Consider the following 24,559-nt stretch of genomic DNA (forward strand, 5'->3'; position numbering starts at 1 on the left):
GTCGACCACCCCGCCGCCAACCCGGTGAAGGCTGACTCAACTGGGGCTGAGAATGCCCGTAGTCGCACCGATATTTAGTGGCCAGGGGCGGGATCGAACCGCCGACCTTCCGCTTTTCAGGCGGACGCTCGTACCGACTGAGCTACCTGGCCGGAAGGCAGCTAGTGCCTCGCCGTGCTGGCGACCCTGACGGGACTCGAACCCGCGACCTCCGCCGTGACAGGGCGGCGCGCTAACCAACTGCGCCACAGGGCCTTGCTGCTGCTCCGCGTCACCGCGTCGCACGTACCCCCTACGGGATTCGAACCCGCGCTACCGCCTTGAAAGGGCGGCGTCCTAGGCCGCTAGACGAAGGGGGCCAGAACCGAATCTCTCCGGGGTACTCGCCACATGGTGACCGATGGGAGCCAAGTCAGCTTAGGTCACCGCGGGCCGAATCCTCAAACGAGCGTCCTCAGCCACCCAGTATCCTGAATCTTCGCGCGCCCCTATAGCTCAGTTGGTAGAGCTACGGACTTTTAATCCGCAGGTCCCAGGTTCGAGCCCTGGTGGGGGCACCGAGAGCTTCCTCATCCCCGTCGACACCGCACGAATCACCGGTGGGCTGGACCCGCCGACCCGGGAGCGTCCCCGGCGCGAAGTTGTGCCGCCGCGCAGTGTGCCCCCTTTGCCCGCCGAACGGCTTGGCTATGGCTATGCTTCGCAGCGTGAGTGTCGATGCGGCCTACCCGAAGGCGCCAGTAGCCCTGGTCACGATGGAAATTCGCCATCCGGCAACGGATTCCCTGACCGAGTCGTCGAGCGGCGAACTCAGACGCCTGCTCGCCGACCATCTGCCGATCGAACGCCAGGCCCAGGACGTGGCCTGGGGCATGGGCGCCGGCGGGAGCCCGCAACCGCAGGCCGAGCGGTTCGTCCGCTACGTCAACCGCGACAACACGCTCGCCGCGTCGATGAAGAGCCAGGCGATCACCATCGAGACCACCGCCTACACCACCTTCGAGCAACTGCTCGAGGTCGTGATGCGGGTCATCGATGCCCGCTCCTCGGTCTCCGACATCGTCGGGGTGGAGCGCCTCGGGCTGCGCTACGTCCTCGAGGTCCACGTTCCGGTCGGCGTCGCCGGCCGCGTCGAGTGGGCCAACTGGATCGCCGAACCGCTGCTCGGCCCGCAGCAGATCGCACCCGCCGGACTCACCCTCACCGAATGGCAGGGGGCCGCGGTCTACCGCGAGACGCAGCCGGGACGGTCGATGATCGTGCGCTACGGCCCCGGAATGGGCCAGGCGCTCGACGCAAGCTACCACCTGCGCCGCACCATGCCCGTCGAGCAGGGCCCGTTCTTCCTGCTGGACATCGACAGCTTCTGGACGCCCACGGGCTCGATCCCCGAGTTCGACCGCAACTCTGTGCTCGTGACCTTCCAGGACCTCTACGAGCCGGCCCGCGCCGTGTTCCAGGACATGCTCACCAGCCGGCTCAAGGACGACCTGCTCAGCCGCTGAGCCCCCGCGTCACACCGCGTTGTCGCGCTTGTCGCGCAGCACCGCGCTGCTGTAGGTGACGTCGGAGAAGGCGGCCGCGAGGTCGTCGTCGGGATAGTCGAACCCGTTCGCGGCGTGCAGCTCAGCGACGGTCTGCGACGACGTGTCCCAGCCACGCTCGGCCAGGTAGTCCAGGATGTGGCTGCGCTGGCCGTGGTACACCAGGTCGTTGAAGTCGATCTCGAAGCCCAGCTCGCTCATCCGGTCGTGGTGCGAACGCCAGCGCTCGTCCTCGAAAATCGCCGTGTCCGGCACGAACTCGAAGGCCAGCCGGCTACCCGGGGCGCTCAGCGCGGTGACGTTGTCGAACAGCGCGTCCTGCGCGTCGTCCGGCAGGTAGACCAGCAGGCCCTCCGCGCTCCACGCCGACGGGGCCTGCGGGTCGAATCCCGCCGCCCGCAGCGCCGTGGCCCAGTCGTCGCGCAGGTCGACGGCCACGGTGCGCCGCTCGGCCGTCGGCTCGGCCCCGAGGTCGCTCAGGGTCAGAGTCTTGAACTCGATGACCTCGGGCATGTCAACCTCGTAGACGACGGTGCCCGCCGGCCACGGCAGGCGGTAGGCACGGGCGTCGAGCCCCGACGCCAAGATCACGGCCTGGCGCACGCCGGCCTGCGCCGCGTCGAGGAAGAACCGGTCGTAGAACCGGGTTCGGCAGCCCATCCCCCTGGCCATCCGATGCGGATCGAACTCGATGTCCCCACCGGTGGGAATCTCGCCGTTGACCAGCCGCACGTAGACGTCGATGCCCACGGCGCGCACCAGCGGCGCGGCGTAGGGGTCGTCGATGATCTTCTCGTCGGTCGACAGCGCCCGCTGCGCCGCGACCATCGTGGCCGTCGCGCCGACGCTCGTCGCCAGATCCCAACGATCGCGATCGGTGCGAGCCATGGTCGTGTCCTTCCGGCCGAAAAATATAGACAGGCTTAGTACTACCACAGCGCGGTGAGGCCACACGCCGCAACTACGCTGCGGGGTACCTGTTTCGCCAGCGCCCCGGAGGCCTCATGACCGACTTCGCCGAGCGCACCATCGAACTCGCCCGCGCGAACGTCGCCGAGGGCGGCCGGCCATTTGCGACGGTGATCGTGCGAAACGACGAGGTGATCGCCGAAAGCGCCAACAAGGTGGCCCAGACCAACGATCCGACCGCCCACGCCGAAATCCTGGCGATCCGCGACGCCTGCACCAAGCTCGGCGCCGAGCACCTGGTGGATTGCACCATCTACGTGCTGGCCCACCCGTGCCCCATGTGCCTGGGTTCCCTGTACTACTGCTCGCCCCGGGAAGTCGTTTTCCTCACCACCCGCGAGTCCTATGAGCAGTACTACCTCGACGACCGGAAGTATTTCGAGGTGTCGACCTTCTACGAGGAATTCGCGAAGACCTGGGATCAGCGTCGCCTGCCGATGCGCTACGAACCGCGTTCCGCAGCGGTCGACGTCTACCGAAGCTGGAACGAGCGCAACGGCGGTCAGCCACGCTCGACCGTGGTGCCACCGGGCTGAATTGGTCTACTATCTGCGCATGCATGCAGATAGCCGCGAACGCCGCCTGCCCGACGACCAGGCCGGCCTGGTGGTCGAGGTCTTCCGGATGCTGGCCGACGCGACCCGCGTGCAGGTGCTGTGGTCGCTGACGGACCGCGAGATGTCGGTCAACGAGCTCGCCGAGCACGTCGGAAAGCCCGCGCCCTCGGTCTCGCAGCACCTCGCCAAGCTCCGCATGGCCCGATTGGTGCGCACGCGGCGGGAGGGCACGACGATCTTCTACAGCCTCGAGAACGACCACGTGCGCCAGCTCGTCATCGACGCGGTGTTCAACGCCGAGCATGCCGGTCCGGGGGTTCCGCATCACCACCGCGGCCGCGGCGAGCTGAAGACCGCCCCGGAACCGTCGTCCGGTGCCTCCCGCGTGCAGGGCGGCGCCGGCTGACCGGTGTGTGACCCCTAGGAAACGTTGGGGCAGTAGTGCTTTGGATCTCCGCGCTCGTCGATCGGCGGCAGGTTGCGCGCCGGCGTCTGCGGCAGCGGCGCGTCGGGCGCGATGCGCCCGGCGGCGCGATCCAGGCCGGCGCGGGCCCGCGGATGCTTGCGGTACCTGGGCGGCACGAAGGCGAAGACCACCCGAACCAGATTGCCGAAGCGCCGGTGCAGCCACTCGTCGCGGGGCGACCACTCATAGCCCAACCGTTCGCGCACCGCGGGGTGATACAGACCGACCGTCAGCCAGACGAAGAACGGCGCGAACGACTTCGTCAGCCTCGCCCACAGCCAATCCGGAAGCCACGGGGCGATCGGCGGCTTGTCGTACCTCGTCAGATCGAGCACGGCTCGCGTGGCGAAGTTGTCCTCTAACACGTTGCGGCACATGTGGTCCCAGTAGGCCTGGAACTCTTCCCAGGTCTTCGGCACGGGCCGCATGCTCATGCCGTACAGGCGATACCACTGGATGTGTTCCTCGAAGAGCTGGCGCTTGTCCGCCTCGGTCAGACCACTGCCGAACCGTTCGGCAACGTGGATGGTGCCGACGAAGAAGGTGGTGTGCGCCCAGTAGAAGACGTCGGGGTTCAGGGCGTGGTAGCGACGTCCTTGATCGTCGACGCCCTTGATGTCGACGTGGTAGTCGCGCACCTCGGCGGCCGTCACCGGGGCGCGGTCACCGTCGAAGACCACGCCCCCGATCGGGTACAGCGACCGCATTACCCGGGGCAAGGGCTCCCGCAGAAAGGTCGAATGTTGCTCGACGGCCGCGCCCAGCTGGGGGTGCATGTTCTGCATGGAGCCGGCGAACGGGCCCTGCAGTATGCCGCGCCAGTCGCCGAAGTACTTCCACGTCAGCGAGTCGGGTCCGAGCGGCGTCGGCGGTGCCTCGTAGCCGAGGGTCGACACCGGGCAGCCCGAAGCGACGCCGACGGCGGCGTCGGGCGCGTCGTCGCAGCTGGTCTGCGGGCGGTCGGCGGACGTATGTTGAGTCACTATTGGATCCCTGCGTATCGGTAAAATTGACTACATGCGTTGTCAGAATCCAGCTTAGGAGCGATGTGCCGACCGGTCAACGACGAAGCCGTTGGACCGGCGTCCCGCTGGAGAGCCGCCTGGCCCTCCGGCGCGACAATCTGATCGCGGCCGGCGTTCAACTGCTCGGCGGCGAGCGCGGACCGGCGCTGACGGTCCGGGCGGTGTGCCGCAAGGCGGCGCTGACCGAGCGGTACTTCTACGAGAGCTTCGCCGACCGGGACGAGTTCGTGCGCGCGGTGTACGACGACGTCTGCACACGGGCGATGAATACCCTCACCTCCGCGAAAACCCCCCGCGAGGCCGTCGAACGATTCGTCGAGCTGATGGTCGACGACCCGGTGCGCGGCCGCGTGCTGCTCCTGGCGCCCGCGGTGGAGCCCGTGCTCACCCGCTCGGGCGCCGAGTGGATGCCCGACTTCATCGACCTGCTGCAGCGCAAGCTGTCGCGCATCGGCGATCCGGTGGTGCAGACGATGATCGCCACCAGCCTGGTGGGCGGTCTGTCGAGCCTTTTCACCGCCTACCTCAACGGCCGACTCGGCGCCACGCGCGAGCAGTTCATCGACTACTGCGTCAACATGCTGTTCACCACGGCCGCCCCGTACGTGCCGACTCCCGAACTCGGGAAATCCGAGTAGTCCGTATCTTTTTCGCCTCGTTCGGCGCGTCGCGCGGCCCCGCGGCGCGCTCACGAGGGAACTTGATGCTACCGATGGACACAGATATATTGACTGCAACCCGCAGACACAGATAACTGGAGGCCCAATGTCAGCCGAGCTGACCGACCTACAGCTGTTGCACGAACTTGAACCGGTGGTCGAGAAGAACCTCAACCGGCACATCAGCATGCACAAGCCCTGGAACCCGCACGACTACATCCCCTGGTCGGACGGCAAGAATTACTACGCCCTGGGCGGCCAGGACTGGCACCCCGAGGAGAGCAAGCTCTCCGACGTCGCGCAGGTGGCCATGGTGCAGAACCTGGTGACCGAGGACAACCTGCCGTCGTACCACCGCGAGATCGCCATGAACATGGGGATGGACGGCGCCTGGGGGCAGTGGGTCAACCGCTGGACCGCCGAGGAGAACCGGCACGGCATCGCGCTGCGCGACTACCTGGTGGTGACCCGCGCCGTCGACCCGGTGGAGCTGGAGTTGCTGCGGCTCGAGGTGGTCAACCGTGGCTTCAGCCCGGGCCAGAACCACCAAGGTGACTTGTTCGCCGAGAGCCTCGCCCACTCCGTCCTCTACGTCAGTTTCCAGGAACTGGCGACCCGGATCTCGCATCGCAACACCGGCAAGGCCTGCAACGACCCCATCGCCGAGCAGCTGATGGCCAAGATCTCGGCCGACGAGAACCTGCACATGATCTTCTACCGCGACGTGAGCGAGGCCGTGTTCGAGCTGGCCCCGAACACGGCGATGAAGGCGCTGCACCTCATCCTGCGGAACTTCCAGATGCCCGGCTTCCAGGTCCCGGAGTTTCGGCGCAAGGCCGTGGTCATCGCCGTCGGCGGCGTCTACGACCCGCGAATCCACCTCGACGACGTCGTCATGCCGGTCCTGAAGAAGTGGCGCATCTTCGAGCGCGATGACTTCACCGGCGAGGCGGCCAAGCTGCGGGACGACCTCGCGGTGCTGGTCAAGGAGCTCGAGGCGTCCTGTGACAAGTTCGAGGAGTCCAAGCGGCGCCAACTCGACCGCGAGGCCCGCACCGGCAAGCGAACCACCGCGTTCGAGTTGCACAAGACCGCGGGCAAGCTGGCGATGAGCCGCCGGTAGCAGCGCCTTGCGTATCGGCCCGATCGAGCTCGCCAGCCCGGTGGTGCTGGCCCCGATGGCCGGTGTGACGAACGTCGCCTTCCGGACGCTGTGCCGCGAGCTCGAACGCTCGAAGGTCGGCACCGTCAGCGGCCTGTACGTGTGCGAGATGGTCACCGCGCGGGCGCTCGTCGAGCGCCACCCGGTCACCATGCACATGACGACGTTCGCGCCGGACGAATCGCCGCGCTCGCTGCAGCTCTACACCGTCGACCCGGCGACCACGTACGCCGCCGCGCGGATGATCGTCGACGACAACCTCGCCGACCACATCGACATGAACTTCGGCTGCCCGGTGCCCAAGGTCACCAAGCGCGGCGGCGGCGCGGCGCTGCCGTTCAAGCGCAGGCTCTTCGGCCAGATCGTGGCGGCCGCCGTCCGCGCCACCGAGGGCACCGAGATCCCCGTGACGGTCAAGTTCCGCATCGGCATCGACGACGAACACCACACGCACCTGGACGCCGGCCGCATCGCCGAGGCCGAGGGCGCGGCCGCCGTCGCCCTGCACGCCCGCACGGCCGCGCAGCGCTACTCCGGCACGGCCGACTGGAACCAGATCGCCCGGCTCAAGCAGCACGTGCGGACGATCCCGGTGCTCGGCAATGGCGACATCTACGACGCCAGCGACGCGTTGGCGATGATGGCCAGCACCGGGTGCGACGGCGTCGTGATCGGGCGCGGCTGCCTCGGCCGGCCGTGGCTGTTCGCCGAACTGTCGGCCGCGTTCACCGGTAGCACCCCGCCCACGCCGCCCACCCTGGGTGAGGTCGCCGACATCGTCCGCCGGCACGGGCGGCTGCTGGCCGAGCACTTCGGCGAGGATAAGGGCATGCGGGACATCCGCAAGCACGTCGCCTGGTACCTGCACGGATTCCCCGCGGGATCCGAGCTGCGCCGCGCACTCGCGATGGTCCGGACGCTCGACGAGCTCGACTCGCTGCTCGACCGGCTGGACGGCTCGGTGCCGTTCCCGGACGCCGCGACCGGGCCGCGGGGCCGGCAGGGATCGCCCGCCCGCGTGGCGCTGCCCGACGGGTGGCTGACCGACCCCGACGACTGCACCGTCCCCGCCGGAGCCGACGTCATGCACTCCGGCGGCTGAACCGCAACCTGCGCGAAATCGCGTCGAAGCCGATTACTCAGTACGATGTGGACCTTGCTGCAGTGCGCTTTGTGGGGGAGCGATTCGGGCCGCCACACGAGCATGACGACCGCCACGTGAACCCCGCTGGGTGACGTGGTCGCGGCACTGACGACGCCAGTGCCGCCCCGACAGGTGTGCCGGACACCGCGAGTGTCCGCACCAGAGCTTGCGTGAGTGTTTTGGAGGCCGGTGGACATGGGTGACGGCGGGCACGACGCCACTCCCCACCGTCGGCGCGGATCGGGCCGCCCTGAGGCGCCGGGGGCGCAGCCGCTCAGCGCCGCGCCGTGGGAGCGGTTCGCCGAGGCGCCGAGCGACGACAGCGTTCACCGGTGGCAGCCCGAGCCGCCTGCCGAGGACCCGGATTCCCTGGATGCCCACGCCGACCAGGCCGGCTCCCACGCCGCCGGGGCGCTGACCGTCGCGGACCTGATCGCCAAAGTCGGTGCGCCCGCCCCGACACGGCCCGCTCATCACCACGTCGCCCCCGATGACGAGGCCGCCGAGGTGCCCGTCGAACTCCAGGACACCCAGGTGATCGACACGGTGGCCTACTCGTCGGAGGTCGTCTCCGAGCTTCCCGATCTCGGGGCCGCGAACTACCCGTGCGACGACGAGCCCGACCCCGGCTCGGCGGCCCCGAGGTTGCGCCGCGGTGGGCGCGGTCGCCCGCACCGGGCACCGGAGGAGGCCGCCGGCACCGAGGAACCGGGAGCGCGCCACCGGCGCCGCCCGGTGCTCGTGGCCGCGCGGTCGCTGATGGCCCTGGCCGCGGTGCTCGCCCTCGCCATGACGGGCGGGGCGTGGCAGTGGAGCACCTCGAAGAACGCGCGGCTGAACACGATCAGTGCGCTCGACCCGAACTCGGGCGACATCCGCGACCGGGCCGGCCAGTACGGCGACGAGGACTTCCTCATCGTCGGGATCGACTCCCGCATGGGCGAGAACGCCGAGATGGGCGCCGGCGACACCGAGGACGCCGGGGGTGCCCGCTCGGACACCATCATGCTGGTCAACATCCCGGCTAACCGCAAACGCGTTGTCGCGGTGTCGTTCCCGCGCGACCTGGCGATCACTCCCATCCAATGCGAGGCCTGGAATCCCGACACGGGCAAGTACGGGCCCGTGTACGACCAGAAGAAGGGCACGTTCGGGCCCAAGATGGTCTACACCGAGACCAAGCTGAACTCGACGTTCTCGTTCGGCGGCCCGAAGTGCCTGGTGAAGGAGATCCAGAAGCTGTCCGGCCTGAGCATCAACCGCTTCATCGCCGTCGACTTCGCCGGATTCGCGAAAATGGTTGACGCGCTCGGCGGCGTCGAGGTCTGCAGCAAGACCCCGTTGCACGACTACGAACTCGGCACGGTGCTCGAGCACGCCGGACGCCAGGTCGTCGACGGGCCCACGGCGTTGAACTACGTGCGCGCCCGCCAGGTCACCACCGAAACCAACGGCGACTACGGACGAATCAAGCGCCAACAGCGGTTCCTGTCGTCGCTGCTGCGATCCCTCATCTCCGAAGACACGATGTTCGACCTGAACAAGCTCAACAACGTCGTCAACCTGGTCATCAACGACACCTACGTCGACAACGTCCAGACCAAGGACCTGGTCCAGCTCGGGCAGTCGTTGCAGGGCATGGCCGCCGGGCACATGACGTTTGTGACCGTCCCGACGGGCGTCACCGACCAGAACGGCGACGAACCGCCGCGCATGGCCGACATGCGGGCGCTGTTCGACGCCATCATCAACGACGACCCGCTGCCGGAGGAGAACGACCAGAACGCGCAGAGCCTCGATTCGTCGTCGACCACGGGCCCGACCAAAGCACCGACCACGAAGAAGACGCCGCCGCCCACTCCGGAGGCCCAGCACGAGCAGGTCACGGCAACCTCGCCGGGCGACGTGACGGTGCGGGTGTCCAACGCGACCACCCAAAGCGGGCTGGCGTCGAGCGCGACGAGCCAGCTCAAGCGCAACGGGTTCAACGTGATGACGCCTGATGACTACCCCAGTTCGGTGAGCACGACGACGGTGCTGTTCTCGGCCGGCAACGAGCAGGCCGCCGCGACGGTTGCGGCATCGTTCACCAACCCCAAGGTTCAGCGGGTCTCGGGCTACGGGCAGGTCGTGCAGGTGGTGCTTGGACCCGATTTCAACTCGGTGGGCGCTCCCCCGCCCAGCGGCTCGTCGATCAGCATGCAGATCGAGCGCAGTTCCGGCAGCGCGCCCGCGAAGCTGCCCGAGGACCTGACGGTGACCAACGCCGCCGACACCACCTGCGAATAGCCGCCTTTCAGCGCGCGCCGCCACGTTTTCGCCGCGAAGAACGTAGGCTGGGTCACATGCGGACCGCCTACCACGAGCAGCTCGAGGAGTTGTCCGAGCGGCTCGGCGACATGTGCGGGCTGGCCGGAATCGCCATGGAGCGAGCGACGCAAGCCCTGCTCCAGGCCGACCTGGTGCTGGCCGAGCAAGTCATCTCCGATCACGAGAAGATCGCCACGCTGAGCGCCCGCGCGGAGGAGAGCGCGTTCGTGCTGCTGGCCCTACAGGCCCCGGTCGCCGGCGATCTCAGGTCGATCGTGAGCGCGATCCAGATGGTCGCCGACATCGACCGGATGGGCGCGCTGGCCCTGCACGTCGCCAAGATCGCGCGCCGCCGGCACCCCCAACACGCGTTGCCCGAGGAAGTCAACGGCTATTTCGCCGAAATGGGCCGCGTCGCAGTCGAATTGGGTAACAGCGCACAGGAAGTCGTGTTGTCGCACGACCCCGAGAAGGCCGCCCGGATCCGCGAAGAAGACGACGCCATGGACGATCTGCACCGGCACCTGTTCTCGGTGCTGATGGACCGTGAGTGGAAACACGGCGTCGCGGCCGCCGTCGACGTGACGCTGTTGGGCCGCTTCTACGAGCGCTTCGCCGATCACGCCGTCGAGGTGGCCCGGCGGGTCATCTTTTTGGCGACGGGCAGTCTCCCCGAGGACGACGCGAAACCCGCCCCGCGTCAGACCGACGAATCATCCGCCTGACACAGGCTGTTTCAGCGCCGGATTGCCGCGCCCCTCGGGAGTGAACTCACGGCGTCGAGTGTGCGCACAGGGCGCCGAAACGCCGAAATCACCTCCACCAGTACACACTCGACGCCCTGACGCCCGGCCGCGCCGTGGCCGCCGCCCCTAGCCGAAGCGCCCGGAAATGTAGTCCTCGGTGGCTTTCTGGCTCGGGTTCGAATAGATCTTCTCGGTGCTGTCGATCTCGATCAATCGGCCGGGCTTCCCCGTCGCTTCCAGGTTGAAGAACGCGGTGTAGTCGCTCACCCGGGCGGCCTGTTGCATGTTGTGGGTGACGATCACGATCGTGTAGTCCTGCTTCAGCTCGCTGATCAGGTCTTCGACGGCCATCGTCGAGATCGGGTCGAGCGCCGAGCAGGGCTCGTCCATCAGCAACACGTCGGGCTGCACCGCGATCGCCCGCGCGATGCACAGGCGCTGCTGCTGGCCACCGGACAATCCGCCGCCGGGCCTGTCCAACCGGTCCTTGACCTCGTCCCACAGGTTCGCGCCGCGCAATGAGCGTTCGGCCACCTCGTCGAGCACCTGGCGGTTGCGCACACCCTGCAGCTTCAGCCCCGCCACCACGTTGTCTTTGATCGACATGGCGGGGAAGGGATTCGGCCGCTGGAAGACCATCCCGATCGCGCGACGCACACCCACCGGGTCGACACCGGGCGCGTAGATGTCTTCGCCGTCGAGCAGCACGCTGCCCTCGACGCGGCCACCCGGCACCACCTCGTGCATCCGGTTGAGCGTGCGCAGCACCGTCGTCTTGCCGCACCCCGACGAACCGATGAACGCCGTCACGCTGCGCGGCAGAACCGACATCGTCACATCCGCGACCGCGTGGAACGCCCCGTAATAGATGTTGACGCCCTTGAGGTCCAGCCGCTTGGCCACCTAATGCTCCTGCCTCTGTTCCTGCCAACGATGTCCGCAACCAGCGTTCTCCCCAGCGCGGTGGGGCGTCACCAGCATGAGGCCTGACGCGGCACCCCACAACCGATCGGGGCGAAACCGGTGCGCGCACCCTCCGGCCGCCATCCGGTCAGACATCGACCCGCCGAAAACGCTGCCACTCCTTCGTGCTTGGTCACTGGATCGCATCGATCGCGGTAACCAACCGGTCCCTGACATTATCGGGCAACGGGACATAGCCGGCCGAGGTCAGGGCCGCCTGCCCGTGGCCGGCGACGACCGCCAAAAACGACTTGATCGCGCCCGTGCTGTCCCCGTCGTAGCCTTTCGAGCACACGATGTCGTAGCCGGCCAGCACCAACGGGTAGGCGCCCGGCGCCTCGGTGGTGTACGTCGGGTTGAGGTCGAGCAGCAGATCGTTGCCGTCGGCCACGAAGTTCGCGGCTTTGACCGCCCTGCCGGCCGTGTCGTCGGTGAGCGGAATCACACCGCCGGCCGTCCCGATCCGGGCGTAGGGAACGCCCGCGCGGTCCGCGATGCCCTTCTCGACGTATCCGATCGAGCCGGGCGCCCCGCGCACGGCGGCGACGACCCCCTCCGACGTGGCGGCACCCTCGCCCACGCCGCCCCTGAAGTCGGTGCCGATGCCGTTGGCCCAGCTCTGCGGCGCCGCGGCCGTCAGGTATCTCTGCAGGTTGTCCGTCGTCCCCGACGCGTCGGACCGGTAGACGGGCACGATTCTCGTGGCGGGCAGGGCGGCACCCGGGTTGAGGGCCGCGAGGATCGGGTCGTTCCACGCGGTGATCCTGCCGCTGAAGATCTTGGCCAGGGCGTCACTGCTGACGACCAGAGCCGGCACGCCCGGCAGGTTGTAGACCAGCGCGATGGGACCGAACACGACGGGGAGGTCCCACGCGGGGTTGCCGCCGCAGCGCTTGGCGGCGGGCCCGATCTGGTCGGCGACCAGCGGGGAGTCGGTCGCGGCGAAGTCGACGTGGCCGGCGATGAATTGCTCACGGCCCGCGCCCGACCCGGTGGCGGTGTACGACACGCTCTTGCCCGGGCAGGCTTGGCCCCACGCCTGGTTGAACAACGCCACCGCCCGTTCCTGGGCGGTCGACCCTTCGGCCGTGAGGTTGTTCTTGCCGTCACACGCCGGGCCGGCCGTCAGCGCCGCAACGCGACCGCGCCCTCCGTCACCGCAGGCGGCGGTCCCGGCACACAGCCCGACGATCAGGGCTGCAGCGGCCAGCGCCCTCCCCTCCCCGACGAGCCTCACCGATCTCGCTTCCTGACGCGTTCCCAACAGATGCGGGCGGCGCTGGCCACCCCCCGAAGGGAGGTTGCCTGATCACGGCAAAAGTATGCTCCGCCGCCGGCCGCACGGCATCCTCAGCGGTCGGTCCCCGCCGGCGCGTACGCCGTGTCGACGCTGTAGGTGCTGAAACCCAGGCCACGGTAGGTGCGCACCGCGGCCGTGTTGTCGGCCTCCACGTACAGCAGCACGGTCGGTTCCGGGAAGGCCACCAGCCGGCGCGCCAGCGAGGCGACCCCGACCGCCGTCAACGCCTGCCCCAGGCCCCGGCCCTGGGCCGAGGGGTCGACGCCCACCACGTAGACCTCGCCCAGGCCCGGCCGGTCGAGGTGCACCTTGGTCCAGTGAAAGCCGAGGAGTTCGCCGGTGGCTTCGTCGAAGGCCAGAAACAAGCCGGACGGGTCGAACCAGGGTTCCTCGCGCCGCTCGGACAGCTCGTCCTCCGTCCACCCGCCCTGTTCCGGGTGGGTGGCGAAGGCGGCGTTGTTCACCCGCAGCAGTTCGGCGTCGTCCGACGGGCCGGCATAGGTCCGGATCCGCACCCCGGGCGGCGGGGACACCGGCTCGGCCGCGTCGCGCAGCGACCGTCGCATCTGGAGCAGTTCGCGCACCGCGACCAGTCCCAGCGCGTCGGCCGTCGCCCGCGCCGGCTCGAGCGTCCCGTGGGCCCAGAAGCGGTTGCGCCCGGCGGTCCTCTCCACCGCGGCGCGGACCATCGCCGCGCCGATCCCGCGCCGGCGGGCGCCAGGATGCACCACCAGTTCGGCCATTCCCGCCGCCCCGTCGCGCGGCGGGGTCAGGTTGAGGTAGCCGACGATGCCGTCGCCTGGGCCGCGGGTGGCCAGAAGATGCGCGGTGCGGTCGTGGCCGAGCTCTCGCAGCACCTGCTCGCCCACCGGTGCCACGCCGTCGGATTCACTTGCGGCGGTAACGATTTCGCGGACTTGCCGTTGGTCGTCGGCGGTGAGTGCGGTGCGCCACTCGGGCGAGGTCACTGACTGCGCAGGGGGTCGACCAGGGGATCGTGCAGGGCGTCGGCTCCGGAGCCGTCGGTGGGCATGTCGTCGGCATCCCCGGGCTCGGCGAGGGGCGTCCGGCCGCGCGCGGGGCGGACCGCCTTGTACCCGACGTTGCGCACCGTGCCGATCAGCGCCTCGTATTCGGGGCCGAGCTTGGCCCGCAGCCGACGCACGTGGACGTCGACCGTGCGCGTGCCGCCGAAGAAGTCATACCCCCAGACCTCGTGCAGAAGCTGGGCGCGGGTGAAGACGCGTCCGGCGTGCTGCGCGAGGTACTTCAGGAGCTCGAACTCCTTGTAGGTCAGGTCGAGCGGGCGACCGCGCAGCCGCGCGGTGTAGGTGCCCTCGTCGATCACCAGCTCACCGAGGCTCACCTTGCCGGCGCTCTCCTGGTCGGCCAGGCCGCCGCGCCGGCCGACCACCAGCCGCAGCCGGGCGTCGATCTCCGCCGGCCCGGTGGTGGGCAGCAGGATCTCGTCCAGCCCCCAGTCGGCACTGACCGCCACCAGACCACCCTCGCTGACCACCGCCAGCACCGGCACGGAACGCCCGGCGGTGCTCAACAGACGGCACAGTCCCCGGGCGGACGACAGATCGGTGCGCGCGTCGACAAGCACCGCGTCCGCGGTTCCGGCCTCAAGCAACGACGATGGCTCGGGAGGCGCGGTCCGGACGGTGTGGGGCAGAAGCGACAACGACGGCAGGACCGGGTCGGGATGCAACTCCGACGTCAGCAGTAACAGCTCCAAATAAGGCCCCTCCAGCTCGTGGGAAAGGCATCTCCCAATTCATAACGCAATCGCACGTTAGTGGCCAGGTCATCTAACGATAACGTGCTACCAGCACTTTGGGCCGATGTAACAGCAGTGTGACGCTGACCACCGCGGGTCCCGGGCCGAGCCGCGCCGCGAACCTGCGCGAGAATGTTCCGCGTGCGCAAGGTGCTGATCGCGGCGACGGCGACGGCGATCGTCGTGGCCGTCCTCGTCCTCGGCGCCGTCGGGGTGGACTACGGAACCAGCATCTACGCCGAGTACCGACTCTCGACGACCGTCCGCAAGGCGGCCGACCTTGGCACCGACCCGTTCGTCGCCATCCTGGCGTTCCCCTTCATCCCCCAGGCCCTTCGCCGGGACTACAACCAGGTGGAGATCAAGGCCAACGCGGTCGACCACGCCAGGGTCGGGCAGGCGACCCTCGAGGCCACCATGTACTCGGTCGACCTGACTTACGCGTCGTGGCTGATCCGGCCCGACGCCAAACTGCCGGTGGGCAAGATGGAGAGCCGGATCATCATCGACTCGATCCACCTGGGCCGGTACATGGGCATGAACGACCTGATGGTCGAAGCGCCCCAGCGGGAAACCAACACCGCCACCGGGGGCGTCACCGCCTCGGGCATCTCCGACAGCCACGGGCTGGTGTTCAGCGGCACCCCCAAGTCGGCCGGTTTCGACCACCGCGTCAGCGTCTCGGTGGACCTGTCGATCGCCCCCGAGGACCAGGCGACGCTCGTGGTCACGCCCACCGGCGTCCTCACCGGCCCGGACACCGCGAACCAGCCGGTTCCCGACGACAAGCGCGACGCGGTGTTGCACGCGTTCAGCCTCAGGCTGCCCGACCAGAGGCTGCCCTTCGGGTTGGCGCCGACGACCGAGGGCGTGCGCGGCTCCGACGTCATCATCGAAGGCGTCGCCCGGGGAGTAACGGTGACCCTGGATCGGTTCAAACAGTCATGATCCGCGCCGGCGACGATGCAGAACGTAGTGATGGGGTGGGGGCACCTCCCGCTTGCGGGGGAGAGGGGCGCAGATGTTCACCGTGCTAGTAGCGATCGCGGCGGCCATCGCCGTCGCGACGCTTGCGGGCTGGTTGCTGACGCGCCGCTCGGGGCGGGTGAGGGCCGTCGGATCCGCTTCGGATCCCGGCGCCGCCGATCTCGGCCTGTCGCCCGGCGAACCGACCGTCGTCCACTTCAGCGCACCGTGGTGCGGACCCTGCGACCGCGTTCGCCGGGTTGTCGAGCAGGTCTGCCGGGACCTCGGCGAGGTGGCCCATGTCGAGGTCGACCTCGACGCCGACCGCGCGGCGGGCAGGCGGTTCTCGGTGCTATCGCTGCCGACCACGCTGATCTTCGACCGCGACGGACGGCAGCGTTACCGCACCTCCGGGGTGCCAACCGCTGCCGACCTTCGGTCGGCCCTGGCACCGCTGTTGGCTTGATCACCGTGTCATTGGTTAAACTGGCCGGCGTGTCACCCCGCCTCGAGCCCACGCTCACCAAGCGCCGCGCAGTCGATCTGTGCCGCCTCGCGGGTTGTCGCTGTTGCTGTAGCTGCTGAGCTGCCGCGCCCTTCTGCGTAGCGCTCGGAGCAGCCCGGATTCCACCGTGGCATGCCTCCCAACCTTTTTCGTGCATATAGGCGTATCGAGGAGCAATCACGTGCCGACCGGCAATACCACCCCTGACCCCGACGTCGTCGACGTGCGCGGACCGCGGTTCGCCGCCTGGGTCACCACCGCAGTCCTGGTCATCGCGCTGCTCGTCGCGGCGGTCAGCCCGCCCGCGGCCGCCGCCGTGCTCGCCGCGCAGGCGGTGATCTTCGCTATCGGCGCCGTCGGAGGCCCGCGCCGTCACCCTTACGGGCGGGTGTTCGCCCGGCTGGTGGCGCCCCGGCTGGGGCCCGTCAAGGAGCGCGAACCGATCCCACCGCTGAAGTTCGCCCAGCTCGTCGGCCTGATCTTCGCGGTCGTCGGCGCGGCCGGGTTCGCGGCCGGCGCCTTCCTGGTTGGAGTCGTCGCCGCCGCGGCCGCGCTGGTGGCCGCCTTCCTCAACGCGGCCTTCGGCATCTGCCTCGGCTGCCAGCTCTACCCGCTGGTGGCGCGGCTGCGCCGCACGCCCCATCCCGCATGACCACCGGCCCCCGGGCCATCTGTAGGTAATCGAAAGGAATCACCCCATGGCACGCTCCGACGTCCTGGTCTCCCCCGACTGGGCTGAGAGCAACCTCGACGCCCCGAAGGTCGTCTTCGTCGAGGTCGACGAGGACACCGACGCGTACGACGTCGCCCACATCCCCGGCGCGATCAAGCTCGACTGGCGCGACGACCTGCAGGACGCGGTCAGGCGCGACTTCGTCGACGCCCAGCAGTTCTCCAAGCTGCTCAGCGAGCGCGGCATCTCCAACGACGACACCGTGATCCTCTACGGCGGCAACAACAACTGGTTCGCCGCGTACGCGTACTGGTACTTCAAGGTCTACGGCCACGAAAACGTCAAGCTGCTCGACGGCGGGCGCAAGAAGTGGGAACTCGACGGGCGGCCCCTGTCCAGCGACCCCGTCAGCAGGCCCGCAACGTCGTACACGGCGGCGGCGCCGGACAACAGCATCCGTGCCTTCCGTGACGAGGTGATCAACGCGATCAATGTGAAGAACCTGGTCGACGTGCGCTCCCCCGACGAGTTCTCCGGCAAGATCCTGGCGCCCGCGCACCTGCCGCAGGAACAAAGCCAGCGGCCCGGACACATCCCCGGCGCGATCAACGTGCCCTGGAGCAGGGCCGCGAACGAGGACGGCACCTTCAAGTCCGATGAGGAGCTGGCCAAGCTGTACGCCGACGCCGGCCTGGACGACTCCAAGGAAACCATCGCGTACTGCCGGATCGGGGAGCGTTCCTCGCACACCTGGTTCGTGCTGCGGGAATTACTCGGGCACAAAAACGTCAAGAACTACGACGGCAGTTGGACGGAATACGGCTCCCTGGTGGGCGCCCCGATCGAGTTGGGAAGCTGATATGTGCTCTGGACCGAAACAAGGACTGACGTTGCCGGCCAGCGTTGACCTCGAGAAGGAAACGGTCATCACCGGACGCGTCGTGGACCGCGACGGCCAGACGGTGGGCGGTGCCTTCGTCCGCCTGCTGGACTCGTCGGACGAGTTCACCGCCGAGGTGGTCGCCTCGGCCACCGGCGAGTTCCGCTTCTTCGCCGCGCCGGGGTCGTGGACCCTTCGCGCGCTGTCCCGGGTCGGGAACGGCGACGCCGTGGTGACCCCGTCGGGCGCCGGCATCCACGAGGTCGACGTCAAGGTCGCCTAGACCGGATTGCCCTGAGCGACTTGATCGACCGCGGGGGCGAATAGACTCGACGGTGTGGTGCTCTTCTTCGAGATCATGCTGGTCGTAGCGGTGGTCGTCATTTCCTGGTTCGCCCTGTACACGCTCTACCGCCTCATCACCGACGAATCGTGACTTCCGGCGAGACCCCTGAAGGACCGGTGGGCTCCGGCGACCGTGCGGTCGCCGCCGCCGCCGAGCGCGCCAAAGTGACCGCGTCGCGCAACATTCCCGCCTTCGACGATCTGCCGGTTCCGGCCGACACCGCGAACCTGCGCGAGGGCGCCAACCTGCACGATGCGCTGCTGGCCCTGCTGCCGCTGGTCGGCGTGTGGCGCGGAGAGGGCGAGGGCCGCGCACACGACGGCGACTACCGGTTCGGCCAGCAGATCGTGGTGTCCCACGACGGCGGCGACTATCTCAACTGGGAAGCGCGGTCCTGGCGGCTGGACGACAACGGCGACTATCACCAGCCCGGCCTGCGGGAGACGGGCTTCTGGCGGTTCGTCAACGACCCCGACGACCCGACCGAATCCCAGGCGATCGAACTGTTGCTCGCGCACTCCGCCGGATACGTCGAACTGTTCTACGGCCGCCCTCGCAACCAGTCGTCGTGGGAACTGGTGACCGACGCGCTGGCACGCAGCCGCTCGGGTGTTCTGGTGGGCGGGGCGAAACGCCTCTACGGCATCGTCGAGGGTGGCGACCTGGCCTACGTCGAGGAGCGGGTCGACGCCGACGGCGGCCTGGTGCCGCACCTGTCGGCGCGGCTGTCACGGTTCGTGGGCTGACCGCCCGCGGGTCTCGCCCGCCGTTTCCGGACAATCTCGCCCTATCCTTCTGTACTGTTCGACGTCGCAGCGGCCCATCGCATGCCAGAAGGGAGGGCGGCGCCCCATGCGTTCCGCGCGGAGAACTTCGCCCCTGCTGCGGTGGACGGTGACCGGCGTCGGCGTCCTGCTCGTCGGCTACCTGGCCGTACTGGCGTTGTGGCCGTGGATCATTGATGCGCTGCCGCCCTGGCTCGCGTGGTTCGGCCGGCCCGGCTCGATGGCCACGCTCGCCGTCATGGTGGCGGTGCTGGTCGCGGCGTGTGTGTTGACGTTCCGCTCGGGCGGCAACCACCGGCTCGTCGGGGTGTCCTTCACCGTCATCGCGGTCCTGGTGACCATGGACGCGGTGCTGGGCCTGGCCTCGTACTGGTACTGCCACGACGCCAACCACCCCGCCTTCTTCACGCCACTCATGGCGACGGCGCAGTTGGTAAAGGGCAGCATCGGCGACTACTCACTGAGCGGACGCACCTGTCCGAATCCCACGCCCGTCGGGCTGGAGCTGGCGCGGATCGCCGCGCTGGCGGCCATCTTCACCGGTCTGGGCGGGGTTGTGGTGGGCGTCTTCCGGTCGCAGGTCGACCGGCTGCGCGCCAACCTCGCCGACTCGGTCGCCGTCATCGTGGGCGTCGACGACGACACGCAATCCATGATCAGTGCGGTCGCCCGGACGCTCGACCGCCGCACCACGCTGGTGGTCCTCACCGGCGCGGGCGACGACCGCGTCCAGCGCGTCCGCCGCCAGGGCGCCAAGGTGGTGCTGGTCGACTTCAACGCGCCGTCCACCCTCGTGTCGCTTCGGCTGTGGCGCAACCTTTCCCGGCTCTACCTGATGGCGCCCGACCCGGCGATCAACCTGATGTGGCTCGATCTGATCAGCCGCCGGCTCGCCGAGGTCGCCCACAAGCAGCGGCTGCCGCTCATCGTGCGCATGGACGACCCCTGGCTGGCCGAGGCGTGGCGCGCCCAGCAGTTCGGCGGCTCCGACACCCGCTGGGCGGCCGATGTGGTCGGCAAGTTCGAGGTGACCGCCGGCCGGCTGCTCGACGACATCATCGCCACGGGCCAAACCAGGCACGTATTCGTCTGCGGCACTTCCCAATTGACCCTGGCGCTGTGCGCCAACCTGACCCAGCGCGCGCTCGAGCGGGAGTTCTACACCCCGCCCGGCGCCACGCCGTTGCCCGCCCTCACCCTGGTCGAGCGGGACGCGGACGAATACCTGCGCGATCACGAGTTCTATCGGCAGCAGGCCGGTTTCGTATCGGACGGGCCGACCATCGACGCCATCGCGGAGTCGCCCACGATACCCACGCTGCTCAAGCTCATCGGCGACGCCGATCCCGCCACCAGCGCGGTGATCCTCGTCGATGCGCGCGCCGCGACGACCTCCACCCGGCTGGCCGCCCGCTACCCCGAGATGCCCGTCTACGCATCGGATCTCAACACCAGCATCGCCGACGACTCGATTCAGGTCGTCGGCATGCTGCAGTCCTACTCCCTCGTGCTGGACACCCGCGAGGGGCAGGTCCAGGACGCCTGGGAGCGTGCCGCCAGGCTGATCCACGAGCGTTACGTGTCGACGATCGACCCGGGCGCCCCGCGATCCGCGGCGGCGATGCCGTGGTCCGAACTCAACGAGTTCTACCGCGGCTCCAACCGCCGTCAGGTGCGAAACGCCCTGTGGATGGTCGAGCAGATCGCCGGGCACACCTGGAACACCTGGGGCAGCCCGCCCACCCAGCTGTCGGCCCGCGACATGGCCGGGCTGCCGGCGCTGGAACAGCTTGCGCTGATGGGCTTCGACCGCGGTTCGGCTCTCAGCATGGCCAAGGCGGAACACGAGGACTGGTGCCGCTACTACCGGCACAACGGATGGAAATACGGCACGCCCCGCGACGACTCCCGGAAGATCCACGACAAGCTGGTCGACTGGTCCGTCGTGGAGAGCACGCCCGACCTACTCAACGCCGCGGTGCGGAGCCTGGCGGGCACCCTGTGGAGCCTGCGGCAACTGGGTTTCCGGTCGCGGCCGCTGTGGCAGTCCTTCACTCGTTCCGGGACGGTCTCCGCCGAGCAGCACAGCAGCCCCTGGACGTGGACATCGGATTCCGGGCACACCATGCGCGCCGACGCCGGGGACTGGGCGGTGCACGAGGACGGCAAGACGTGGTCGGTGCGCGACGACATCTTCCGGGAGACCTACGAACCGGCCGGCGACGGGCGCTGGCAGCGCAAGGGCCGGGTTCAGGCGCGGCCGGCACACCCCGGAGAGGTCGTCAACACGTTGGAGGGCCCCAACACCGCCGCCGAGGGCGACTGGATCGTCCGGGGTGAGGGCGGCGAGCAATGGCCGGTTCCCGGTGCCGAATTCGCCCGTCGCTACGCCGAACTCCCGCCGCCCGCGGACGCTCGCGTTCCCGACGACGGCGACGGACCCCTATGACGGCCGAGTTTGCGCCATGCCGAAGGCCCAGACACTGATACGGTATCGGCGCGTGTGCAACAGCCGCACGCAGGCTTTCGCCCGTTTCGTTCGATGCGGCTCACTCTAGGAGACTGCGATGGCGCTGTTCATCAGCTATTCGAGCCAGGACAGGTTGACCGTCGATGCGCTGACGAACGCGCTTCGCAAAGCGCAGCAACAGGTGTGGTTCGACCAGGAACTCGGGGGCGGCGACTCCTGGTGGAACAAGATCCTCGAGCAGATCCGCCAATGCGACGTGTTCGTGGTCGCGCTGTCCAACAACTGGCTGCAGTCCAAGCCCAGCCAGGCCGAACTGCGCTACGCGCAGGCGCTGCACCGGCCGATCCTGCCCGTGCGGATCGGTGACATCGACAGCATGCGGGTGAATCCCCTTGCGACGCTGCAGATCATCGATTACCGGGAGCCCACCGTCGACGCCGGCATCCAATTGGTGACCGCGGTGCACGCGCTGCAGCGAAACCCGGCGCCACTGCCGGATCCGCTCCCCGACGAGCCGCCGGTGCCGTTCGGCTACATCACCCGGCTCGGCAACACCCTCGCCGAGAAGGAGCTCAGCCCCCAGCAGCAGATGCAACTCCTGGTCGAGTTGCGATCGGGGCTTGACGAGGACGGGGACGACCCGAGCGCCCGCGGCGACATCGCCCAGCTCCTGCGCATGCTGCGCCTGCGCCACGACGTGACGTATCGAACCCGCACCGAGATCGACAACGTGCTGGCCGAGATCGAGGCCAAGGACGGCCCACCGGGGGCCCACCCGGCCCCGGCCGCCGAGGCCGCGACGACCGCCGCGAAGCCGAGCGCCCCGGCCGCCCCCTCGGCGGCTCCCGCTACCGCGCCGTCCAGCGGCGGGTCGAACAAGCGACTGCTTCTGATCGGCGGGGCGGTCGTTGCCGTGATCGTCGCCGTCGCAATCGTGGTCGTCTTGGCCACCCAGGGCGGCAAGTCGAAGCCGGCGTCCAAGGCCGGTCCAGCCTCGACGACCTCGGCGCCGGCGGGCGCGGCGAACACCAACGTCACGGACGCCGGGAGGCTCGACTCCTACCTGGTCGGCGCCGAGGACGTCGGCGCGATCGTGGGCGAGCCGAATCTCGTCGTGTCGGAGAAGGCGAGCGCGATGCGTTCACCCAGGTGGGCCCTGTCCAACCCCGATTGCCTGGGCGCCTATGAGCCCATGGCGGACGCCGCGTACAAGGGCAGCGGCTACACCGCCGTCGCCGGCCAGGCCGTCCACAGTCCCGGTGAGGAACCGGCGCACCGGATCTTCGAATCCGTGGTCGCGTTTCCGTCGGCCGACAAGGCCGGTGCGTTCGTCCAGGGCTCGGCGGACAGGTGGAAAGCCTGTGCGGGGCAGATGGTGACAACCACCTACGGCGGCAAGACCTACGGGTGGAAATTCGACGCCCTCGACGGCACCCCGCCGCGGATCGCCCAGCAGCGGACGCAGGCGGACGGCACCCGGATCTGCCACCACGTGTTGCGGGCGGCGTCGGCGGTGGTCATCGACGTGCTGCTGTGCGGACCCGATTCGGAGGCGGGTCAGGCGGGCCGGATCGCGGAGCAGATCTCGGCGAAGGTGGCGCAATAAGGGTCCTGACATGGTGCGGCCCCCGAGCAAAGCTCCCGATTGGACGGACCGGGAAGCTCGGGGGCCGGGTGGCTGCGGGGAATTCGCCAGCGCAATCTGCCGGTTATTCCAAGCCACTGCTGCTAGCGCGCAGCCACCTCACATGTCCATGAAGCTATCAAATTCTTGGACTAACGATCCGGTGGCCTTAGCGCCCTGAGCTGCTGTTATGGGGCGTAAATCCACTTCCGTTTCACGGACAGCGCTCCATGTCACAATAACTGCATGAACGCATCTTTGCTCACAGCGCTACTCCCCTCCTGGCGGCTCGCCATGGAGGGCAACAAGTCACCCGGCACAATCACCACCTACACCTATGCCGTGACGGTGTACCTGGAGTGGTGCGAACGGCTCGAACGACCAGCCCTCGACCGCGACTCGCTGCGGGCCTGGATTGCCGACATGCTCGGCAGCCTGTCTGCCTCGACCGCCCGTATCCGGCAGCAGGCCGTCAAGAGCTATGCGGCCTGGCTTCATGAGGAAGGTGAGATCGACGCAAACCCGTTCACGGGCGTGGCACCCCCGAAGCTCTCCGCGAAGGTCACCGAGGCCCTACGCGACGACCAAGTGGCGGCCATGATCAAAGCCTGCAAAGGAACGTCTCTAGCAGATCGCCGCGACGAAGCGTTAGTGCGGTTCATGGCAGAGACCGGCACCCGCGCACAAGAGACGGTCGGAATCCTGCTGGCCGAGACGGACCTCGCCGCACGCCGCACCATCGTCCGTAAAGGCAAGGGGCGGAAGGAACGAGTGGTTCCATTCAGCAGGGAGTGTGCAGAGGCTATTGACCGATACCTGCGAATGCGGCGGCGACTGAATATGGCCATGGAAGGCCCGCTCTGGGTAGGGGTTGGCGGAAAGTCGTTCGGGTACTACGGATTACGCAAGACACTGCAACAACGGGCTGAGAGCGCCTCTGTGCCCAATTTCCATCTGCACCTGATGCGGCACACTGCCGCAACACGTTGGTTGCGCCAGGGGGGCAGCGAGGGTGGTCTGATGGCCATCGCTGGATGGGACCAGCGCAGCATGTTGGACCGCTACACTCGGGCCAGCGCCACCGACAGGGCGCTCAGCGAGGCACAGACCCTTAGCCTCGGCGCTTTCTAGCGCGGGCCGATTTCAGGGCCAGCCGTTTAAAGTAGGCCGTCTTCAGGTTCTCGGCGCGCTTCATGCGTTCTTCTGGCGGTAGCACACTGTCGGGGTCTACCTCACGCTCAAACTTGGCCATCATGGCGGCGCGGGCCGGTGCGGTGCGGGCTGCGCGATCTTCTGTGCGCGCCCATGATTCGTGGGAAGCGATGGATGCGAGTAGCTTTCGTTCAGTCTGGTTCATCACATACGCGCCGAACAATGTAGGCGCGAGGGACTCGTCCAACGACTGAGGTCATGCTGCCATCCTCCCATGCCAGTTTTGGCGTGAAACGGAAACAGGTGGCCGAATTATCTTCCGTTTCACGCCGAGGCCGAACGCCTACACTGGTCCTGTCAGTCGCGGCAGCAACCGCTGATTAATATCGAAATCGGAAGGCATGCAGTACAATTACAAGTAGAAGAGATGAAAGATGTTGGACATCCAGGTGATCGAGAGTCTTCTCTCCACCGTCCTAAACCTTGAACTCTAAATCTTCTTCCCATGGACCCGCGTAACGCTATCTCCG

General features: G+C 68.2%; 24 protein-coding genes and 4 tRNA genes. 19 read left to right on the plus strand and 9 right to left on the minus strand.

Features of this window, described 5'->3' with window-relative positions:
* Positions 1–78: 78 nt before the first annotated feature.
* From GPY60_RS06075 to GPY60_RS06085, 3 genes are all read right to left on the minus strand, one after another.
* Positions 79–152: transfer RNA gene (locus tag GPY60_RS06075), tRNA-Phe, on the minus strand.
* A gap of 26 nt (positions 153–178) precedes the next feature.
* Positions 179–255 (minus strand) — tRNA-Asp (locus GPY60_RS06080).
* A gap of 31 nt (positions 256–286) precedes the next feature.
* Positions 287–359 (minus strand) — tRNA-Glu (locus tag GPY60_RS06085).
* Between the two features lie 125 nt (positions 360–484).
* On the opposite strand from GPY60_RS06085, the gene GPY60_RS06090 reads away from it, so the two are divergent.
* Positions 485–557: transfer RNA gene (locus tag GPY60_RS06090), tRNA-Lys, on the plus strand.
* A 138-nt stretch (positions 558–695) separates the two neighbouring features.
* Positions 696–1,505, plus strand: a complete 810-nt coding sequence (locus GPY60_RS06095) for a TIGR04255 family protein (protein ID WP_156686744.1) — start codon at positions 696–698, stop codon at positions 1,503–1,505.
* 9 nt (positions 1,506–1,514) lie between these two features.
* Here the strand turns inward: GPY60_RS06095 and GPY60_RS06100 are convergent, their stop codons facing one another.
* Complete coding sequence (locus GPY60_RS06100; RefSeq protein ID WP_156686745.1) at positions 1,515–2,432, minus strand: class I SAM-dependent methyltransferase; 918 nt, start codon at positions 2,430–2,432, stop codon at positions 1,515–1,517.
* Between the two features lie 116 nt (positions 2,433–2,548).
* Between GPY60_RS06100 and GPY60_RS06105 the strand changes: the two genes are divergently transcribed.
* Together GPY60_RS06105 and GPY60_RS06110 are read left to right on the plus strand one after the other, a co-directional pair.
* On the plus strand, positions 2,549–3,049 hold the full coding sequence (locus GPY60_RS06105) for a nucleoside deaminase (RefSeq protein ID WP_156686746.1): 501 nt from the start codon (positions 2,549–2,551) through the stop codon (positions 3,047–3,049).
* 19 nt (positions 3,050–3,068) lie between these two features.
* Positions 3,069–3,476: an ArsR/SmtB family transcription factor gene (locus GPY60_RS06110; RefSeq protein ID WP_156686747.1), complete on the plus strand. Its 408-nt coding sequence runs from the start codon at positions 3,069–3,071 to the stop codon at positions 3,474–3,476.
* A 14-nt stretch (positions 3,477–3,490) separates the two neighbouring features.
* Here the strand turns inward: GPY60_RS06110 and GPY60_RS06115 are convergent, their stop codons facing one another.
* Positions 3,491–4,519 carry an oxygenase MpaB family protein gene (locus GPY60_RS06115; protein ID WP_156686748.1) on the minus strand — a complete coding sequence of 343 codons (1,029 nt, stop codon included), beginning with the start codon at positions 4,517–4,519 and terminating at the stop codon, positions 3,491–3,493.
* Positions 4,520–4,584: 65 nt separating this feature from the next.
* Here GPY60_RS06115 and GPY60_RS06120 point away from each other — a divergent pair, with 65 nt between their 5' ends.
* From GPY60_RS06120 to phoU, 5 genes are all read left to right on the plus strand, one after another.
* A complete protein-coding gene (locus GPY60_RS06120) occupies positions 4,585–5,199 on the plus strand; it encodes a TetR/AcrR family transcriptional regulator (protein ID WP_156686749.1) in 615 nt (204 codons plus the stop codon).
* Positions 5,200–5,326: 127 nt separating this feature from the next.
* Entirely contained in the window at positions 5,327–6,343 is a 1,017-nt protein-coding gene (locus tag GPY60_RS06125) for an acyl-ACP desaturase (RefSeq protein WP_156686750.1), read from the plus strand.
* Between the two features lie 7 nt (positions 6,344–6,350).
* The gene (gene dusB / locus GPY60_RS06130) at positions 6,351–7,484 is read left to right on the plus strand and encodes a tRNA dihydrouridine synthase DusB (RefSeq protein WP_156686751.1); all 1,134 of its coding nucleotides are present in this window, start codon (positions 6,351–6,353) and stop codon (positions 7,482–7,484) included.
* A 237-nt stretch (positions 7,485–7,721) separates the two neighbouring features.
* The gene (locus tag GPY60_RS06135) at positions 7,722–9,815 is read left to right on the plus strand and encodes an LCP family protein (RefSeq protein WP_156686752.1); all 2,094 of its coding nucleotides are present in this window, start codon (positions 7,722–7,724) and stop codon (positions 9,813–9,815) included.
* Between the two features lie 56 nt (positions 9,816–9,871).
* The gene (gene phoU, locus GPY60_RS06140; RefSeq protein WP_156686753.1) at positions 9,872–10,561 is read left to right on the plus strand and encodes a phosphate signaling complex protein PhoU; all 690 of its coding nucleotides are present in this window, start codon (positions 9,872–9,874) and stop codon (positions 10,559–10,561) included.
* 147 nt (positions 10,562–10,708) lie between these two features.
* On the opposite strand, the gene pstB is transcribed toward phoU, so the two are convergent.
* From pstB to GPY60_RS06160, 4 genes are all read right to left on the minus strand, one after another.
* Positions 10,709–11,485 carry a phosphate ABC transporter ATP-binding protein PstB gene (gene pstB / locus GPY60_RS06145; RefSeq protein WP_156686754.1) on the minus strand — a complete coding sequence of 259 codons (777 nt, stop codon included), beginning with the start codon at positions 11,483–11,485 and terminating at the stop codon, positions 10,709–10,711.
* A gap of 193 nt (positions 11,486–11,678) precedes the next feature.
* Positions 11,679–12,782: a phosphate ABC transporter substrate-binding protein PstS gene (gene pstS, locus GPY60_RS06150; protein WP_156686755.1), complete on the minus strand. Its 1,104-nt coding sequence runs from the start codon at positions 12,780–12,782 to the stop codon at positions 11,679–11,681.
* Positions 12,783–12,895: 113 nt separating this feature from the next.
* On the minus strand, positions 12,896–13,813 hold the full coding sequence (gene mshD / locus GPY60_RS06155; RefSeq protein ID WP_156686756.1) for a mycothiol synthase: 918 nt from the start codon (positions 13,811–13,813) through the stop codon (positions 12,896–12,898).
* Positions 13,810–14,586, minus strand: coding sequence for a winged helix-turn-helix transcriptional regulator (locus GPY60_RS06160; RefSeq protein WP_156686757.1), 777 nt, complete (start codon positions 14,584–14,586; stop codon positions 13,810–13,812). The genes mshD and GPY60_RS06160 overlap by 4 nt, the downstream gene beginning before the upstream one ends.
* Positions 14,587–14,760: 174 nt before the next feature.
* Between GPY60_RS06160 and lmeA the strand changes: the two genes are divergently transcribed.
* The 10 genes from lmeA to GPY60_RS06205 all read left to right on the plus strand — a co-directional run bounded on the left by lmeA (position 14,761) and on the right by GPY60_RS06205 (position 24,008).
* Positions 14,761–15,576 carry a mannan chain length control protein LmeA gene (lmeA, locus tag GPY60_RS06165; RefSeq protein ID WP_156686758.1) on the plus strand — a complete coding sequence of 272 codons (816 nt, stop codon included), beginning with the start codon at positions 14,761–14,763 and terminating at the stop codon, positions 15,574–15,576.
* A gap of 73 nt (positions 15,577–15,649) precedes the next feature.
* On the plus strand, positions 15,650–16,060 hold the full coding sequence (locus GPY60_RS06170; protein ID WP_156686759.1) for a thioredoxin family protein: 411 nt from the start codon (positions 15,650–15,652) through the stop codon (positions 16,058–16,060).
* 29 nt (positions 16,061–16,089) lie between these two features.
* Complete coding sequence (locus GPY60_RS27680; protein WP_370462657.1) at positions 16,090–16,179, plus strand: Ms5788A family Cys-rich leader peptide; 90 nt, start codon at positions 16,090–16,092, stop codon at positions 16,177–16,179.
* A gap of 101 nt (positions 16,180–16,280) precedes the next feature.
* Entirely contained in the window at positions 16,281–16,751 is a 471-nt protein-coding gene (locus GPY60_RS06175) for a DUF4395 domain-containing protein (protein ID WP_156686760.1), read from the plus strand.
* Positions 16,752–16,797: 46 nt separating this feature from the next.
* Positions 16,798–17,631 (plus strand): sulfurtransferase, encoded by an 834-nt coding sequence (locus tag GPY60_RS06180; protein ID WP_156686761.1) that lies wholly within the window; start codon positions 16,798–16,800, stop codon positions 17,629–17,631.
* Between the two features lies 1 nt (position 17,632).
* Positions 17,633–17,935, plus strand: coding sequence for a DUF1416 domain-containing protein (locus GPY60_RS06185; RefSeq protein ID WP_156686762.1), 303 nt, complete (start codon positions 17,633–17,635; stop codon positions 17,933–17,935).
* 146 nt (positions 17,936–18,081) lie between these two features.
* The gene (locus GPY60_RS06190) at positions 18,082–18,744 is read left to right on the plus strand and encodes an FABP family protein (RefSeq protein WP_370462660.1); all 663 of its coding nucleotides are present in this window, start codon (positions 18,082–18,084) and stop codon (positions 18,742–18,744) included.
* 106 nt (positions 18,745–18,850) lie between these two features.
* Positions 18,851–21,232, plus strand: a complete 2,382-nt coding sequence (locus GPY60_RS06195) for a hypothetical protein (protein ID WP_156686764.1) — start codon at positions 18,851–18,853, stop codon at positions 21,230–21,232.
* 118 nt (positions 21,233–21,350) lie between these two features.
* A complete protein-coding gene (locus GPY60_RS06200; protein ID WP_156686765.1) occupies positions 21,351–22,859 on the plus strand; it encodes a sensor domain-containing protein in 1,509 nt (502 codons plus the stop codon).
* Between the two features lie 264 nt (positions 22,860–23,123).
* On the plus strand, positions 23,124–24,008 hold the full coding sequence (locus GPY60_RS06205) for a tyrosine-type recombinase/integrase (protein WP_156686766.1): 885 nt from the start codon (positions 23,124–23,126) through the stop codon (positions 24,006–24,008).
* The last annotated feature ends 551 nt before the right edge of the window (positions 24,009–24,559 follow it).

Source organism: Mycobacterium sp. Marseille-P9652 (assembly GCF_902652685.1).
Lineage (GTDB): Bacteria > Actinomycetota > Actinomycetes > Mycobacteriales > Mycobacteriaceae > Mycobacterium.

What these genes read in the sequence shown, in the direction of transcription:
- GPY60_RS06200 (WP_156686765.1), top strand. Translation starts at nt 21,351, where the DNA reads ATGGCGCTGTTCATCAGCTATTCGAGCCAGGACAGGTTGACCGTCGAT.
- GPY60_RS06205 (WP_156686766.1), top strand. Translation starts at nt 23,124, where the DNA reads ATGAACGCATCTTTGCTCACAGCGCTACTCCCCTCCTGGCGGCTCGCC.
- lmeA (WP_156686758.1), top strand. Translation starts at nt 14,761, where the DNA reads ATGTTCCGCGTGCGCAAGGTGCTGATCGCGGCGACGGCGACGGCGATC.
- phoU (WP_156686753.1), top strand. Translation starts at nt 9,872, where the DNA reads ATGCGGACCGCCTACCACGAGCAGCTCGAGGAGTTGTCCGAGCGGCTC.
- GPY60_RS06105 (WP_156686746.1), top strand. Translation starts at nt 2,549, where the DNA reads ATGACCGACTTCGCCGAGCGCACCATCGAACTCGCCCGCGCGAACGTC.
- GPY60_RS06100 (WP_156686745.1), bottom strand. Translation starts at nt 2,432, where the DNA reads ATGGCTCGCACCGATCGCGATCGTTGGGATCTGGCGACGAGCGTCGGC.
- GPY60_RS06110 (WP_156686747.1), top strand. Translation starts at nt 3,069, where the DNA reads ATGCATGCAGATAGCCGCGAACGCCGCCTGCCCGACGACCAGGCCGGC.
- GPY60_RS06185 (WP_156686762.1), top strand. Translation starts at nt 17,633, where the DNA reads ATGTGCTCTGGACCGAAACAAGGACTGACGTTGCCGGCCAGCGTTGAC.
- GPY60_RS06195 (WP_156686764.1), top strand. Translation starts at nt 18,851, where the DNA reads ATGCGTTCCGCGCGGAGAACTTCGCCCCTGCTGCGGTGGACGGTGACC.
- GPY60_RS06180 (WP_156686761.1), top strand. Translation starts at nt 16,798, where the DNA reads ATGGCACGCTCCGACGTCCTGGTCTCCCCCGACTGGGCTGAGAGCAAC.
- GPY60_RS06125 (WP_156686750.1), top strand. Translation starts at nt 5,327, where the DNA reads ATGTCAGCCGAGCTGACCGACCTACAGCTGTTGCACGAACTTGAACCG.
- GPY60_RS06135 (WP_156686752.1), top strand. Translation starts at nt 7,722, where the DNA reads ATGGGTGACGGCGGGCACGACGCCACTCCCCACCGTCGGCGCGGATCG.
- GPY60_RS06170 (WP_156686759.1), top strand. Translation starts at nt 15,650, where the DNA reads ATGTTCACCGTGCTAGTAGCGATCGCGGCGGCCATCGCCGTCGCGACG.
- GPY60_RS06095 (WP_156686744.1), top strand. Translation starts at nt 696, where the DNA reads ATGCTTCGCAGCGTGAGTGTCGATGCGGCCTACCCGAAGGCGCCAGTA.